Annotated in this window: 15 protein-coding genes and 1 pseudogene; 9 read left to right on the forward strand and 7 right to left on the reverse strand. The window is 51.3% G+C overall.

The window, feature by feature from the left end; genetic code table 11:
- Position 1 precedes the first annotated feature (1 nt).
- The 3 genes from AB4H76_RS22555 (at position 2) to AB4H76_RS22565 (ending at position 2,614) form a co-directional block, all read left to right on the forward strand.
- Complete coding sequence (locus AB4H76_RS22555) at positions 2-391, forward strand: glutamyl-tRNA amidotransferase (protein WP_000214035.1); 390 nt, start codon at positions 2-4, stop codon at positions 389-391.
- A 25-nt stretch (positions 392-416) separates the two neighbouring features.
- Positions 417-1,640: a cytosine permease gene (locus AB4H76_RS22560; RefSeq protein WP_001227362.1), complete on the forward strand. Its 1,224-nt coding sequence runs from the start codon at positions 417-419 to the stop codon at positions 1,638-1,640.
- Positions 1,641-1,717: 77 nt separating this feature from the next.
- Positions 1,718-2,614 (forward strand): LysR substrate-binding domain-containing protein, encoded by an 897-nt coding sequence (locus AB4H76_RS22565; protein ID WP_000470717.1) that lies wholly within the window; start codon positions 1,718-1,720, stop codon positions 2,612-2,614.
- A 93-nt stretch (positions 2,615-2,707) separates the two neighbouring features.
- Here AB4H76_RS22565 and metE read toward each other — a convergent pair whose 3' ends face one another.
- Entirely contained in the window at positions 2,708-4,969 is a 2,262-nt protein-coding gene (metE, locus tag AB4H76_RS22570; protein ID WP_000153907.1) for a 5-methyltetrahydropteroyltriglutamate--homocysteine S-methyltransferase, read from the reverse strand.
- Positions 4,970-5,205: 236 nt separating this feature from the next.
- Here metE and metR point away from each other — a divergent pair, with 236 nt between their 5' ends.
- The gene (gene metR / locus AB4H76_RS22575; RefSeq protein ID WP_000573621.1) at positions 5,206-6,159 is read left to right on the forward strand and encodes an HTH-type transcriptional regulator MetR; all 954 of its coding nucleotides are present in this window, start codon (positions 5,206-5,208) and stop codon (positions 6,157-6,159) included.
- Here metR and bioP read toward each other — a convergent pair.
- From bioP to pldB, 3 genes are all read right to left on the reverse strand, one after another.
- Positions 6,047-6,946 carry a biotin transporter gene (bioP, locus tag AB4H76_RS22580; protein WP_001196238.1) on the reverse strand — a complete coding sequence of 300 codons (900 nt, stop codon included), beginning with the start codon at positions 6,944-6,946 and terminating at the stop codon, positions 6,047-6,049. The two genes, metR and bioP, sit on opposite strands and share 113 nt — an antisense overlap.
- A gap of 76 nt (positions 6,947-7,022) precedes the next feature.
- The gene (yigL, locus tag AB4H76_RS22585; protein WP_077492813.1) at positions 7,023-7,823 is read right to left on the reverse strand and encodes a sugar/pyridoxal phosphate phosphatase YigL; all 801 of its coding nucleotides are present in this window, start codon (positions 7,821-7,823) and stop codon (positions 7,023-7,025) included.
- A gap of 7 nt (positions 7,824-7,830) precedes the next feature.
- A complete protein-coding gene (gene pldB, locus AB4H76_RS22590) occupies positions 7,831-8,853 on the reverse strand; it encodes a lysophospholipase L2 (protein WP_000487654.1) in 1,023 nt (340 codons plus the stop codon).
- A 110-nt stretch (positions 8,854-8,963) separates the two neighbouring features.
- On the opposite strand from pldB, the gene rhtB reads away from it, so the two are divergent.
- Positions 8,964-9,584 (forward strand): homoserine/homoserine lactone efflux protein, encoded by a 621-nt coding sequence (gene rhtB / locus AB4H76_RS22595; RefSeq protein ID WP_000171704.1) that lies wholly within the window; start codon positions 8,964-8,966, stop codon positions 9,582-9,584.
- 61 nt (positions 9,585-9,645) lie between these two features.
- Here the strand turns inward: rhtB and rhtC are convergent, their stop codons facing one another.
- From rhtC to pldA, 3 genes are all read right to left on the reverse strand, one after another.
- The gene (gene rhtC, locus AB4H76_RS22600) at positions 9,646-10,266 is read right to left on the reverse strand and encodes a threonine export protein RhtC (RefSeq protein ID WP_000928824.1); all 621 of its coding nucleotides are present in this window, start codon (positions 10,264-10,266) and stop codon (positions 9,646-9,648) included.
- 63 nt (positions 10,267-10,329) lie between these two features.
- Positions 10,330-12,159 carry an ATP-dependent DNA helicase RecQ gene (gene recQ, locus AB4H76_RS22605; RefSeq protein WP_000035581.1) on the reverse strand — a complete coding sequence of 610 codons (1,830 nt, stop codon included), beginning with the start codon at positions 12,157-12,159 and terminating at the stop codon, positions 10,330-10,332.
- Positions 12,160-12,291: 132 nt separating this feature from the next.
- Positions 12,292-13,161, reverse strand: a complete 870-nt coding sequence (gene pldA / locus AB4H76_RS22610; RefSeq protein ID WP_001259700.1) for a phospholipase A — start codon at positions 13,159-13,161, stop codon at positions 12,292-12,294.
- Positions 13,162-13,325: 164 nt separating this feature from the next.
- Between pldA and yigI the strand changes: the two genes are divergently transcribed.
- From yigI to AB4H76_RS22630, 4 genes and pseudogenes are all read left to right on the forward strand, one after another.
- Positions 13,326-13,793: an acyl-CoA thioesterase YigI gene (gene yigI, locus AB4H76_RS22615; RefSeq protein ID WP_001277142.1), complete on the forward strand. Its 468-nt coding sequence runs from the start codon at positions 13,326-13,328 to the stop codon at positions 13,791-13,793.
- Positions 13,794-13,844: 51 nt separating this feature from the next.
- Positions 13,845-14,735, forward strand: a complete 891-nt coding sequence (rarD, locus tag AB4H76_RS22620; protein WP_000339104.1) for an EamA family transporter RarD — start codon at positions 13,845-13,847, stop codon at positions 14,733-14,735.
- Between the two features lie 94 nt (positions 14,736-14,829).
- A pseudogene (gene yigG / locus AB4H76_RS22625) lies at positions 14,830-15,210 on the forward strand (protein YigG).
- Positions 15,211-15,223: 13 nt separating this feature from the next.
- Positions 15,224-15,604, forward strand: a complete 381-nt coding sequence (locus tag AB4H76_RS22630; RefSeq protein ID WP_000032581.1) for a DUF2628 domain-containing protein — start codon at positions 15,224-15,226, stop codon at positions 15,602-15,604.
- Positions 15,605-15,637 lie beyond the last annotated feature (33 nt).

A 15,637-nucleotide genomic window follows, 5' to 3' on the forward strand; every position in this document is an offset into this window, starting at 1 on the left:
AATGACTACAACGCTTTTAGCCGTTAACGGAACGCTGATGCGCGGCCTGGAACTCAACCCAAATATGCAAAAAGCGGGCGGTATTTTTGTCCGTGAAGACCGAACTGACGCCCATTACCGGTTGTGGAGTATTAATGATCGCCATCCGGGAATGATTCGCGTGAATGAAGGAGGAACACACGTCGACGTAGAAATTTGGCAATTACCGCTGGCCAGTTTTGCCGCTCTGTTAATGAGCGAACCCGCTGGGCTGGCAATTGGCAAAATCAAACTTGCCGATGGTAGCGAAGTGCTGGGCGTACTGGCAGAAAACTGGCTGACCGAAGGCCAACGGGAAATTACAGAACTGGGTAGCTGGCGCAAATACACCGGGCATTTTCATACTGTGTAACGCGCATTTATAAAGGGAACATACTATGCGTAAAAAAGAAGAGAATCTGAATACGGCATCAGGATTGCGTATTGCCATGATTTTGCTGGGTATTGCCGTCACACCTGTGCTGTTGTCATCTTCAAGCCTCGGCAATCAACTTTCCAGCAGCAGTTTAATTAGCGTCGTATTGTTAGGCGGCGTCATTCTGACCTTACTTTCAGCCATCACCATTAGCGTGGGAGAAAAAGCCCGCCTGCCAACGTATGGCATTGTGAAATATTCGTTTGGCGAAAAAGGGGCCATCGCCATTAACATTTTGATGGCGATAAGTCTGTTCGGCTGGATTGCCGTTACCGCCAATATGTTTGGTCATTCGGTACATGACTTACTGGCTCAACATGGACTGGAAGTTCCACTGGCACTGTTAGTGGCGGCTGGCTGTGTCATTTTTGTCGCCTCTACGGCATTTGGCTTTACCGTTCTGGGAAAAATTGCCCAGGTTGCCGTGCCGGTTATCGCGCTGGTGCTGTGTTACATCCTCTATGTGGCAACCCATACCGAAGTGGCAGTACCAGCGGCGATTGTGGAGATGAATACAGGTGTCGCCGTTTCCACCGTTGTTGGCACCATTATTGTGCTGGTTGCCACACTGCCTGATTTCGGTAGTTTTGTGCATAACCGCAAACATGCGCTGATTGCCGCAGGCGTGACGTTTCTGGTTGCCTACCCTCTGCTCTACTGGGCGGGTGCAACGCCGAGCGCCATTAGTGGTCAGGGATCTTTACTGGGTGCGATGGCGGTATTCGGTGCGGTTCTGCCTGCGGCGCTGTTGTTGATTTTCGCCTGCGTCACCGGTAACGCGGGCAATATGTTCCAGGGCACGCTGGTGGTTTCCACACTGCTTACCCGCTTTCCCAAATGGCAGATTACCGTGGCGCTGGGTATCCTTTCCGCCATCGTAGGCAGTATGGATATTATGGCGTGGTTTATTCCGTTTCTGCTGTTCCTGGGTATCGCCACGCCACCCGTTGCCGGAATTTATATCGCTGACTTTTTCCTTTATCGCCGTAATGGCTATCAAGAGTCAGTGTTAGCCCAGGAGTCACAGATTAAAGTGCTGACATTCGCAGCATGGATCATAGGCGCAGCGGTTGGCTTTATGACCGTAAAAGGCTTATTCACCCTGACGACGATCCCTTCGGTAGACTCGATTCTGGTGGCATGTATCGCGTATGCGATTCTCAGTCGGGCAAGTCAACACCGCTAATTCCTGGGTATACTCAGGCAATGATTACGGCTGAATCTGGAGAGATTCAGCCACTTTACCACTGACCAGGGAGCCTTATGTTCATCTCAGACGAAACGCTTCGTGTTATTCATCTGGTCGCCAGACACCAGAGCATTACCACCGCAGCCGAGCAGTTAAATAAAGTCCCTTCCGCCATCAGTTACACCATCAAGAAAGCGGAAGAGAGCCTGGGCGTTGAACTGTTCATTCGTAAGGGACGCTATATTGAATTATCGCCAGCGGGAAGTTACTTCATCGAACATAGCAAAACTATTCTTGGCGACCTGGAAGCATTAAAGCGCAACACAGTGCTGATTCACGATGGTATTGAGCGTGAACTGACAATTGCGGTAAACAATATTATTCCTGGTGATTTGCTGGTGGCATTTATTCGAGATTTTGAACGGCAATTCACATCAACAACACTGACGGTAGATCTTGAGGTATACAACGGCTGCTGGGATGCACTGTACAGTAAGCGTGCCGATCTGGTCTACGGTGCTCCTCATGCAGTGCCAAGCAGTGAAGGCATCATTAGCGAACCGGTCGGACAAATGGAATGGGATTTTGTCGTCAGCCCACTCCACCCACTGGCAGCGAAGCGGCATCCATTAGAAAACAGTGAATTGCGTCATTATCCAGCGGTTTGTATCCGCGATACCTCCGTTAACTTCCCCCCGATGCAAGCCTGGTTGTTGGAAGGACAAAAACCCATTTTTGTTCCTGACTTCGCTACGGCAATCGCCTTAATAGAACAAAACGTCGGTATTGGTTATATTCCACATCATCTGGCATTGCCGTTATTGAACAGCGGTAAATTGCTTAAAAAGCCAATGCGCGAACATAAACACGCCACCAAGTTATTTCTTGCCGCTCGTTCCGATGGTATGGGCAAAGCCTGTCAGTGGTGCATAGAATATTTAAGAAATCCGCAATTAATTTTCTGTTCCTGAAGATCCACATCATACCTGGCATACATAGCAAAATGGCTTCCGGTGTTGGAAGCCATTATTGTGCTGCAATTTACAATGACTCGTTAATACTCATCATCCCCGACGCAAATTCTGCGCCGCCTGCACCATGTTCGCCAGTGCCGCGCGGGTTTCTGGCCAGCCGCGCGTTTTCAGGCCACAGTCCGGGTTGACCCACAGACGCTCTGCCGGAATGCGTTTTGCCGCTTTCTTCAGCAAGGCTTCAATCCATTCCACGCTCGGTACGTTTGGCGAGTGAATGTCATAGACGCCAGGACCGATTTCATTTGGATAATCAAACTCTTCAAACGACTCCAGCAACTCCATGTCGGAACGCGAGGTTTCGATGGTGATGACGTCTGCGTCCAGCGCCGCAATCGAATCCATGATGTCGTTGAACTCGCAATAACACATGTGAGTGTGGATTTGTGTGTCATCTTTCGCCACGGCGGCGTTGATACGGAAGGCCTCTACGCCCCACTGGAGATACGCATCCCAGTCGCTACGACGCAGCGGTAAACCTTCGCGCAGCGCCGGTTCGTCAATCTGGATGATGCCAATTCCAGCGGCTTCCAGATCGGCCACTTCATCACGCAGCGCCAGCGCAATCTGTTTGGCGATGGTTTCACGGCTGACATCTTCACGCGGGAACGACCAGCAGAGTATGGTCACCGGCCCCGTCAGCATCCCTTTCACCGGTTTGTCGGTCAGCGATTGCGCATACTTCGCCCACTCCACGGTAATCGGTGCCGGGCGGCTAATGTCACCAATGACAATCGGTGGCTTCACGCAGCGGGAACCGTAGCTCTGTACCCAACCGTTTTGCGTAAAGACAAATCCGTCGAGGTGCTCGCCAAAGTATTCCACCATGTCATTACGCTCGGCCTCGCCATGTACCAGCACATCCAGTCCCAAACGTTCCTGCTCAACAATGGCCTGCTTGATATGTTCCGCAATGCCCGTGCGGTAGTTGTTGGCGTCGAGATTGCCCTTTTTGAAATCCAGACGCAGGGTACGAATTTCCGTGGTTTGCGGGAAGGAACCAATCGTGGTGGTCGGCCACGCTGGCAGTTTAAAACGCGCACGCTGGGCTTCAGCACGCACTTCATAGACATTCGCACGCTGGCTGTCCTGGGCGGTGATCGCCGCCAGACGCTTTTCTACCGCCGGATTATGTACGCGGGTAGAGTGACGACGTGCCTGAATCGGGGCGCTCCACTCTGCCAGAGCTGCCGTGTCACCACTGTTCAGCGCATCGCGCAGCAGTGCCAGTTCATGGCATTTTTGTAGGGCGAAGGCAAACCAGCTTTTCACTTCTGCATCAAGACGCGTTTCCACGCTCAGGTCGATGGGGCTGTGCAGCAACGAGCAGGAAGATGCCACCCACAAATCACGTTTGCCGACAATGTCCTTAATTTGCGCATATTTCTCGGTAAGATCGGCGCGCCAGACGTTACGACCATTGATCAGACCCGCAGACAGCAACCAGTCAGAAGGCAGGCGCTTGTGCAGTTCAGCAACGTCATCTTTACCATGTACGAGGTCAACATGCAGACCCTGAACAGGCAGCGCAGTAATCGTGTCGAGATTTGGCGTTACGCCTTCAAAATAGGTGGTCAGCAGCAGTTTCACCTGTCCCTGGAGCGCGTCGTAAGCGGGTTTGTATGCGTCCAGCCACGCCTGTGGTAGTTCCAGTACCAGCGCGGGTTCATCAATCTGTACCCACTCGATGCCGCGTTTCGCCAGTTCTGCCAGCACTTGCTGATAAACCGGCAGAATGTCGTTCAGCAGGCTCAGGCGGTCAAATTGTTCACCTTTCACTTTCCCCAGCCACAGCCAGGTAACCGGCCCCAGCAGCACAGGTTTCACCTTGTGGCCCAGCGCCAGCGCCTCGTCCACTTCGTCCAGCAGCTGCGTCCAGGTCAGTTTGAACTGTTGGCCTTTAACGAACTCCGGCACCATGTAGTGATAGTTGGTGTTAAACCATTTGGTCATTTCCGCTGCCGCCGCAGGTTCGCCAGTCGGCGCACGTCCACGACCAATACGGAACAGGGTGTCGATATCTACCGAACCATCTTTGTTCTGATGACGCGCCGGAACGTTACCCAGCAGCAGACTGGTGGTCAGTACATGATCGTACCAGGCAAAATCGCCCACCGGCAGCAGGTCGATACCCGCTTGCTTTTGTTGATCCCAGTGACGAGCACGCAATTCACGCCCTACCGCCAGCAGTTCTTCACGCGTGGAGTTCCCCGCCCAATAACTTTCTTGCGCTTTTTTCAGCTCGCGACGCAGGCCAACGCGAGGGAAACCGAGGGTGTGATTCAATATTGTCATTTTTTCTTCCTCTAATTATATGTAAATCCTATGGATTTTGAATTTAGGGAAGGCGGCAAGTTTATTCATCCCCGGGAGCTTACTGAAGTAAGTGACCGGGGTGGAGAAACGCAGCCAACGCACCATAAATTTAAAAGACGAAGGATTTTAGCCGTCCAGATGTTTACACATCCATAATTGGCGGTTACTGTATATTCCTCAAGCGCAAATTATTCATGCCGAAGTGAAGGACTTTCATGATCGAAGTAAAACACCTGAAAACGCTACAAGCGTTGCGGAACTGCGGCTCGCTCGCAGCCGCTGCGGCGACGTTGCATCAGACGCAATCCGCCCTGTCTCACCAGTTTAGCGATCTGGAACAACGCCTTGGCTTCCGGCTATTTGTGCGTAAGAGCCAGCCGCTACGCTTTACACCGCAGGGAGAAATCCTGTTGCAACTGGCAAACCAGGTACTGCCGCAAATTAGCCAGGCCCTGCAAGCCTGCAATGAACCGCAGCAGACGCGTCTGCGCATTGCCATTGAGTGCCATAGCTGTATTCAGTGGCTGACACCCGCGTTAGAAAATTTCCATAAGAACTGGCCGCAGGTAGAGATGGATTTTAAATCGGGCGTGACATTTGACCCGCAGCCCGCCTTGCAACAGGGAGAGCTGGATCTGGTAATGACGTCCGATATTCTGCCGCGCAGTGGCCTGCATTATTCGCCGATGTTCGACTATGAAGTGCGTCTGGTGTTAGCACCTGACCATCCACTGGCGGCGAAAACGCGAATTACACCGGAAGATCTCGCCAGCGAGACGCTATTAATTTATCCGGTGCAGCGTAGTCGACTGGATGTCTGGCGGCATTTTCTTCAGCCGGCAGGCGTCAGCCCGTCACTGAAAAGCGTCGATAACACCTTATTGTTGATTCAGATGGTTGCCGCGCGGATGGGTATTGCCGCGCTACCGCATTGGGTAGTAGAGAGTTTTGAGCGCCAGGGTCTGGTGGTGACCAAAACCCTGGGCGAAGGCTTGTGGAGCCGACTGTACGCCGCCGTGCGCGATGGCGAGCAGCGTCAGCCAGTTACGGAAGCGTTTATTCGCTCAGCGCGCAATCACGCCTGCGATCATCTGCCGTTTGTGAAGAGCGCGGAGCGACCCACTTACGATGCACCCACAGTGAGGCCAGGATCACCAGCGCGCCTGTAATAAACGTTGGCCAGTGCGGCTGTTGGTGCCAGATAGCCAGGTTTACCAGCAGCCCTGCCGGAACGTGCATATTATTCATAATGCCCAGCGTTCCGGCGTCCACCTGCGTCGCGCCGTAGTTCCACATAAAGTAGCCAATCCCGGAAGCCACCACGCCAAGAAACACCAGAATGCCCCATTGCAGCGTGGTTTGCGGCATTTTCTGCGCATTTCCCAGCAAGAACCATGCAATCACTGCCACCAGAAACGCGCCAAGATAGAACCACGCAAAGGCGTTATGCTGTGGCATCGGGCGAGTTTCCATCAGGCGTTTGTAACCCACCATGCCAATGGCAAAAGTGATATTGGAGAGTTGCACCAGCAGCAAGCCAGTCCAGAAATGGTCGGTGACCTGATCATAGCGAATAATCCCGGCACCAATCACCGCCAGCAAGGCGCTAAAGGCATAGCCCCAGCGCAGACGGCGCTTACTCATGATGTCATAAATCAGCGTGATGTAGAGCGGCGTCAGCACGGTGAACAGCAGCAGCTCGGAAACCGTCAGGTAGAGATAAGCGCGGAAACTCAGCATATACATCACGCCAAGCTGCATCGCGCCCACCAGCATATACAGGCCGACCGTTTTCAGGCTATTGCCACGGGTACGCAGAAACGGCAGAAAAACGAGTGCCGCCAGGCCAACGCGCACCAGCACCGCAAAATAGCTATCGACGTGCCCCGCAAGGTACTCGCCATAAAAGCTAAAGGAGAAGGCCCACAGAATCGTGGTGATGATAAGTAGCGCCACAATGGAAAACTCTTTGATTAACGGGTATCCATTGTAGCGAAGTATCAGGTTGACAACTGACCGAAATAAAGAACGATTACGATAAATAGAGTTTACGCAGATAATGCGGCACCGCGTCGTCGGCATTAGTACCAATCACTTCCAGCTCGGGATGAAGGTCTTTCAGACGCTGGTGCGCACTGCCCATAATGCAGCCTTTCCCCGCCATCGACAGCATTTCGGCGTCGTTCATCCCGTCACCAAACGCAATACAATCCTTCAGGCTGTAGCCCAGTTTCTTCGCCACCGCTTCCAGCGCATGGCCTTTTGAAACGCCGCCCGCCATCACTTCCAGACAGGTTAAGGTAGAGAAACTGACGTTGACGCGATCGCCCCAACGAGCGTTAATCGCTTGCTCCAGTGGCAGAAGTTTTTCATGGGAATCGCAGGTGAAGAACACTTTGCTGACGCCTTCCGGCTCCAGTAATCCAGGCTCATACAGCGCATATTGGAACACCGCTTCTTTAAAAAAGCGCATCTCTTCCGGGCGATGGCGATTCATAAACCATTCGTCGTCGCGATAAACGTTAGTAATGATGTCCGGATTGTCGTTGACTACGCCAAACAGATCGCTGGCAATGTCGCGATCCAGGTTATGAGCAAAAATCAGATTACCATCCAGATCGTGAACGCGCGCACCATTGGAGGTAATCATGTAAGACTTAATCTCCAGATTATCGCGAATTTGCCCCACATCAACGTGGTGACGACCGGTCGCAAACACAAAGTTGATGCCGCGCGCGGTGAGCAGCTTCAGAGTTTCTTTGGCGTAAGGGGATAACGTATGGTCGGGAGAAAGTAACGTGCCATCTAAATCAGACGCAACAACCTGGTACATAAGAAATTTAAACCTCTGTAGAGCGGTTTCCGCTGGGTGAGTTATGCCTGTTGAAAAAATCAACGATGGCGTGGAGCGCGACTGAGCGCATTGCGTCCTTTTCAAAAAGGATCTCATGGTAAGCACCTTTAATTACCAACGGCCGTCCTCCTTCGACAGGATGGCCCGCGGCGGTGCGGAGTTCACAAAAACGGTCATGCATGCGGTTATCCACCACGCGTTCCTCTTCAGCCTGCAAGAGAAGCGTTGGCGTGGCGTCATCACCCGCACCGGCTAACACCTGTTCGCCAGCCAGAATACTTTCGCGTACCCAATGGTAGGTCGGCCCACCGACGCGAATCGTTGGGTCATCAGCATAGAAGCGTAAGTTACGTCGATATCGCTGTCTGCTGTGGGTCAGTACGTTGATAGCAAACGGCAACGCGCGCCAGCGCCCGGTGCCTATTGCATAGCCATCACGGAAACGTGGATGCGCTTCGGCCCAGTTGAGGATCTGCCGTGCCATAAATGACGGCATACGAATCACGATCCCAAACATTGGCGCAGTTAGCGCAATGGCGTCACATACACCTGGATGGCGTTGCAGAAATAATGTGGAGATCGCACCGCCCATCGAATGTGCCAGTATATAGCGTTTACGCCACGGACCGGGCTGAACCTCCTGCTGCCAGAATGCCGCCAGATCATCAACATAATCATTAAAGCGATTAACATGCCCGAGATGCGGATCGGCTAACAGGCGACCGGAACGTCCCTGCCCGCGATGGTCGATGATTAAGACATCAAACCCCAAATGGAACAGGTCATAGGCCAGTTCCGCATATTTTACGTAGCTCTCAATACGCCCCGGGCAGATGACTACCACCCGGTCATGGTGCTGTGCGCGAAAACGGACAAAGCGCACCGGAATGTCATCCACACCAGTAAACTCTGCTTCATCACGCTGACGCCAGAAATCAGTCAGCGGTCCCATGGTAAAAGCAGCAAACGCGTTTTCTCTTGTTTCCCAGTCTTTTTGCTGCTGAAACATCGGGTAATCTGCCTCTTAAACCACGTAAAATCGTTTTTTTTAGCGTGCCTGACACAACGCTGCGACAGTAGCGTATTGTGGCACAAAAATAGACACACCGGGAGTTCATCATGACCTTAGAATGGTGGTTTGCCTACCTGCTGACATCGATCATTTTAAGCCTGTCGCCAGGCTCTGGTGCAATCAACACTATGACCACCTCGCTCAACCACGGTTATCGCGGCGCGGTGGCGTCTATTGCTGGGCTTCAGACCGGACTGGCGATTCATATTGTGCTGGTTGGCGTGGGGTTGGGGACGCTATTTTCCCGCTCAGTGATTGCGTTTGAAGTGTTGAAGTGGGCAGGCGCGGCTTACTTGATTTGGCTGGGAATCCAGCAGTGGCGCGCCGCTGGTGCAATTGACCTTAAATCGCTGGCCTCTACTCAATCGCGTCGACATTTGTTCCAGCGCGCAGTTTTTGTGAATCTCACCAATCCCAAAAGTATTGGGTTTCTGGCGGCGCTATTTCCGCAATTCATCATGCCGCAACAGCCGCAACTGATGCAGTATATCGTGCTCGGCGTCACCACTATTGTGGTCGATATTATTGTGATGATCGGTTACGCCACCCTTGCTCAACGGATTGCTCTATGGATTAAAGGACCAAAGCAGATGAAGGCGCTGAATAAGATTTTCGGCTCGTTGTTTATGCTGGTGGGAGCGCTGTTAGCATCGGCGAGGCATGCGTGAAAAATAATGTCGGATGCGGCGTAAACGCCTTATCCGACTTACTCTGAAGACGCGTCTGGCATCACCGCGAAATAATCAAATGAATGCCAAATCCGGCAAATAACGCCCCGGCAAAACCATCAATCCACTTCGCCAGACGTTGATAACCACGGCGCATTTGCGGCAGGGCAAACAGGCTGGCAACGACGGTAAACCACGCCAGCGTTTCGACAATGATCAGCGCAAAAATGCCCCAGCGCGCGGTAGTGCCAACGTTATCACCGACAAACAATGAGAACACCGAGCCAAAGTAGATAATCGCTTTCGGATTAGCGAGATTGGTCAGTAAACCTTTCAGGAAACTGCGCCCACTTTTCGCCAGCTCGACCTGTGGCGCAGGTGCAGAAACCGCCTCTTTTTTCAGTGCACCGCGTAGCATCTGGTAACCCATCCAGCAGAGATACAGGCCACCGCCCACCATAATCAGCGTATGCAGCCAGGCCATTTTTTCGATAATCAAATGCAGGCCAAGCAGCGCAATCCCAGCCCAAACCATTACGCCGCAGGTAATGCCCAGCACGCCCATCATCGCTTCTTTACGGGAACGACTGACAGCGGTCTGAGAGACAAAAAAGAAATCGGGACCGGGGCTCATAAGCGCCACAATGTGCACCATGGCGACGGTGAGAAATAACATCAACATACATTTGACTCGCGGGGGAAACGTTTACGGAGTCTTCATACTGGCACTTTTTTATGCTGCTGACTACTCTTCGTCATCGCCATCAACATGCGCACGAATCAGCGCCATAAACGGTTTGCCAAAGCGTTCCAGCTTGCGCATCCCAACGCCGTTAACGCTGAGCATTTCGCTGGCGGTGATCGGCATCTGTTCAGCCATCTCAATCAAGGTTGCGTCGTTAAACACCACGTACGGCGGGACATTACTTTCATCGGCTATCGATTTACGCAGTTTGCGTAATTTGGCGAACAGTTTGCGATCATAGTTGCCGCCGAACGATTTCTGCATCGCTTTCGGTTTGAGCGCCACGATACGCGGCACGGCAAGTTGCAAAGAGGATTCGCCGCGCAGCACCGGGCGCGCGGCCTCTGTCAGTTGTAGGGCAGAATGCTGGGCAATATTTTGCGTCACCAGGCCGAGGTGAATCAGCTGGCGGATCACGCTCACCCAATGTTCATGGCTTTTATCACGGCCCATGCCATAGACTTTCAGTTTGTCATGACCATAGTCGCGGATACGCTGGTTATTAGCACCACGAATCACTTCCACCACATAACCCATCCCAAACCGCTGATTCACACGACCAATGGTGGAAAGGGCAATCTGAGCATCGGTTGAACCGTCGTACTGTTTCGGCGGATCGAGGCAGATATCGCAGTTCCCGCACGGCTCCTGACGCCCTTCGCCAAAATAGTTCAGCAATACCAGACGACGGCAAGTTTGCGCTTCGGCAAACGCGCCCATCGCATTGAGTTTGTGGCGCTCGATATCCTGCAACTGCCCCTGCGGCTTCTCTTCCAGACAACGGCGCAGCCACGCCATATCAGCCGGATCGTAAAACAGCATCGCTTCCGCGGGCAGGCCATCACGCCCGGCGCGTCCGGTTTCCTGATAATAGGATTCGATATTGCGCGGAATATCAAAGTGGACCACGAAGCGAACGTTTGGTTTATTGATGCCCATGCCGAACGCCACCGTCGCCACCACAATTTGCAGGTCATCGCGCTGGAATTTTTCCTGCACATCGGCGCGAACATTATTTTCCAGCCCGGCATGATAGGCCGCCGCGCTAATTCCCTTGCTTTGCAGGCGCGCAGCGGTGTCTTCTACTTTCGCGCGGCTGTTGCAGTAGATAATGCCTGACTTACCGCGCTGTTCCTGCACGTAGCGCATCAACTGATCGAGCGGTTTGAACTTCTCCATCAGCATGTAGCGAATATTCGGACGGTCAAAACTGCTGATTTGAATCAGCGGATCGTTCAGCCCCAGCAGGCGCACGATATCCTGGCGCGTGGTGTCGTCGGCTGTGGCGGTCAGCGCCATAAACGGCAGCGTCGGGAACCGCTGGCGCAACTGACCGAGCGCGGCATATTCCGGGCGGAAATCGTGGCCCCATTGGGAGATACAGTGCGCTTCATCAACGGCTAATAACACCGGATTCCAGTGCGCCAGATGCTCAAGAAAGTTATCCAGCATCAGGCGTTCCGGGGCGATATAAAGCAGACGAATTTGCCCGGTGCGGCAGCCTGTCATCACTTCAAGTTGCTGTTCGCGGGTTTGCGTCGAGTTAAGGCACGCCGCCGCCACGCCGTTGGCTTGCAGTTGATCCACCTGATCTTTCATCAACGAAATCAGCGGTGAAACAACCACGGTAAGGCCGTTTAGCAATAAGGCAGGGATTTGATAGCAAAGGGATTTTCCGCCACCAGTGGGCATGACGACGAGGCAATCGCGGCCGGAAAGCACAGTGTCGATAATTTCTTCCTGGCCGGGGCGAAACTGTTGGTAGCCAAAGGTTTCTTGTAAAACCTGTTTAGCTCCGGACTCCAGATTCAACACTTCCGCCTGCGCCACATTCACCCCGATTGCCTGAAATAAAAACAGGCGCTATTTTCAGCGCCTGCGCGAGAAACTGCAATGCTTTTAGTCTCTGAGAGGGTAATCCTGGATGCTGGATTCCAGATTTGCCAACCACTCAACCGTTCATCAAAACAAATCGTTTAGCATAACCCCCACACCGACACGGGTCTGGTTGAAGTTATAGTCGATGAGCGATTCGCCATAGCCGCTGTAAACCTGAGTATAAAGGCGCACATGTTTGGTGATCGGGTAACTTAAGCCTAACTCCGCGCCGCCGTAGCCGGTGTTCCAGTTGTACTGTCCTTTCGCACTGAGCACCGCATCACCGAGGTGATAGCCGATTTTAAGCTGGTAGTAACCCATATATTTGGTGATATCCGGGTTATCGTCAGTATTACCCACCACATACCACGGCTTCACTTCTACCAGCCAGTTACCGTTTTCTGCCATCAGGCGAGTATAAAGGCGGTTCCAGCTGCGGGAGGTCGGGTCGGAACGCCCGTTAGAGTCGTGGTTATACCCCATCTCCACATCGCGCAGCGTCCAACCTGCAAAACGGTAATCGGTGGCAAAACCGAGGAACAATTGCGGTTCGTAGTTGGTTTCACGAAACGGTGAAGACTCTTCGCTATTGGACAGTTGCCACCAGGATTTTTGCGTATAAGACGCACCCAACACCGAGTTCGGGCCTAAAATCCCACGCCACAGCGGAAATGCCAGGCTCAACTGAAACTTTACTTCATCCTTACGCGCATTTTCCGCCCAGTCGTAACTGGCAATCGCTTCTTTATTCAGATCGCTGGTTTGGGTGTAAATGAGGTAGTTGGTGTCATAAGGATAGAGCGTGAACGGATTGTCATGCTCCTGCAGCATATTGGCGATAATACTGCCACGCACCGCTGGCGCGTCATGCACCTCTTTCACCGTTGCCTCTTGTGCATATACTGCCATAGGCAACATAAACACCGGCAACAACCAGCCCTGCAGAGTCCGCATCGGTCGTGTTCTCCGTAACGAATTATTGATAAGGTGAATATTTTTCTGCGGGCTATTTTACATACTTAACTCCATAGCCGTTAGTTATCCCTTCCTAAAGTAGAAACCAACAACAAAGAAGCATAAAATCAACATTTCATTAACCAATGAAGTGTAAGGATGATATGTCTGCCGTACTGACCGCTGAACAAGCCCTGAAATTAGTGGGTGAGATGTTTGTTTATCACATGCCATTTAACCGCGCATTGGGGATGGAACTGGAGCGTTACGAAAAAGAGTTCGCACAGCTGGCCTTTAAAAATCAGCCAATGATGGTGGGCAACTGGGCGCAAAGCATTTTGCACGGCGGGGTCATTGCGTCGGCGCTGGATGTCGCCGCCGGTCTGGTGTGCGTGGGAAGTACCTTAACCCGCCACGAAACCATCAGTGAAGATGAACTACGCCAGCGGCTATCGCGGATGGGGACCATTGATCTTCGCGTTGATTATCTGCGCCCAGGCAGGGGCGAGCGTTTTACTGCTACTAGTAGCCTGTTGCGTGCAGGCAATAAAGTCGCCGTCGCCCGCGTTGAATTACACAATGAAGAACAGCTTTATATTGCCAGTGCCACCGCCACCTATATGGTAGGTTGAAGACATAAAAGCAGGTAAACTGCTGTTACCAATTAAAAATGAGTATTCCCGATGGATGCAAAACAAACGCGGCAGGGCGTATTACTCGCTCTTGCCGCTTATTTTATTTGGGGTATAGCGCCAGCGTACTTCAAGTTGATTTACTACGTGCCCGCCGATGAAATCCTGACGCATCGCGTGATCTGGTCGTTTTTCTTTATGGTGGTGCTGATGAGCATTTGCCGCCAGTGGTCCTATTTAAAAACGCTGATTCAGACGCCACAGAAAATTTTTATGCTGGCAGTCTCTGCCGTGCTGATTGGTGGCAACTGGCTACTGTTTATCTGGGCGGTGAACAATCACCATATGCTGGAAGCGAGCCTTGGTTACTTTATTAACCCGCTGGTGAACATTGTGCTGGGGATGATTTTCCTCGGCGAGCGATTCCGCCGGATGCAATGGCTGGCGGTGATTCTGGCGATATGTGGCGTGTTAGTCCAGCTGTGGACTTTTGGTTCGCTACCTATTATCGCGCTGGGACTGGCATTTAGTTTTGCCTTCTACGGTCTGGTACGCAAGAAGATTGCCGTTGAAGCGCAAACCGGCATGTTAATCGAAACCATGTGGCTGCTGCCCGTGGCGGCAATTTACCTGTTTGCTATTGCCGACAGCTCAACCAGCCATATGGGGCAAAACCCGATGTCGCTGAATTTACTGCTGATCGCCGCCGGTATTGTCACTACCGTACCGCTGTTGTGTTTTACCGCCGCTGCCACGCGCTTGCGTCTCTCAACGTTAGGCTTTTTCCAGTACATTGGCCCGACGCTGATGTTCCTGCTGGCTGTGACGTTTTATGGTGAAAAACCGGGTGCCGATAAGATGGTGACTTTCGCCTTTATTTGGGTGGCGCTGGCAATTTTTGTGATGGATGCGATTTATACGCAGCGTAGAACGTCCAAATAAAAAATAAATATATTCTGAAAAAATATGCCGACTCTTGCATTAGAGTGGGCATATTGCCATGCTGACCGGAGACTCATACAAGGATGTAAAATTTATGTTACGTATATTTATCCCAACATCTAACGGTAAGATTTCCAGACGTCGTTATATATTTTAATTTATTTTAATAAATTTCATTTTTGCCTTTCTTATTATCTTTTTTAACGATGGAGAAGCAGGCTTTCTTGTTATAGTCTCTACCATCGTACTCCATTATCTCGTCATCAACATGAATTGCCAGCGACTCCGTGATAGTGGTTTCATCTATATAAAAACTTATGTTTTTGGTACATTAGCAGTATATATCATCTCTATCATCACAATGATAGCCGAAGATTTTGCCTGTTCAGGCAATGGTTCGATGATTTTTTTGATTTGTTATTTTTCCACTTTCAGTATGCTAATGCTTGCACCTACTGATTCATCAAAACAATAGTTATGGAGTATTTATGAGTAAGGAATATATGAACGATGGTTCATTAAGTGAAAAATGGAAATACCGATTTAATTTTTATGATCAACATGGTTTTCCTGGATTCTGGGGGGCAACACCAGAATATAAAGCAGCATTTAAAGCATTAAAAGTAAGACAACGCTTAACTATTCAAATGAATTTCATTGCTTTCTTCTGTTCCTGGATATATTTATTTGTCCTGGGGTTATGGAAAAAAGCAATTATAGTTCTATTACTTGGTATTCTATCTCTATTTGTTGGTGCACTAATTGGCGTTAACATTCTGGGCATTGCCGTAGCAGCCTATGTTGCTGTTAACACGAACAAATGGTTTTATGAGAAAGAGGTAAAAGGGTTAAATACCTGGAGCCTTTGAATAACAGGTGGCTTAGCCAAGCTAAGCCACCGC

Origin of the sequence: Escherichia sp. UTM R2 (assembly GCF_048593455.1) — a bacterium.
Taxonomy (GTDB): domain Bacteria; phylum Pseudomonadota; class Gammaproteobacteria; order Enterobacterales; family Enterobacteriaceae; genus Escherichia; species Escherichia coli.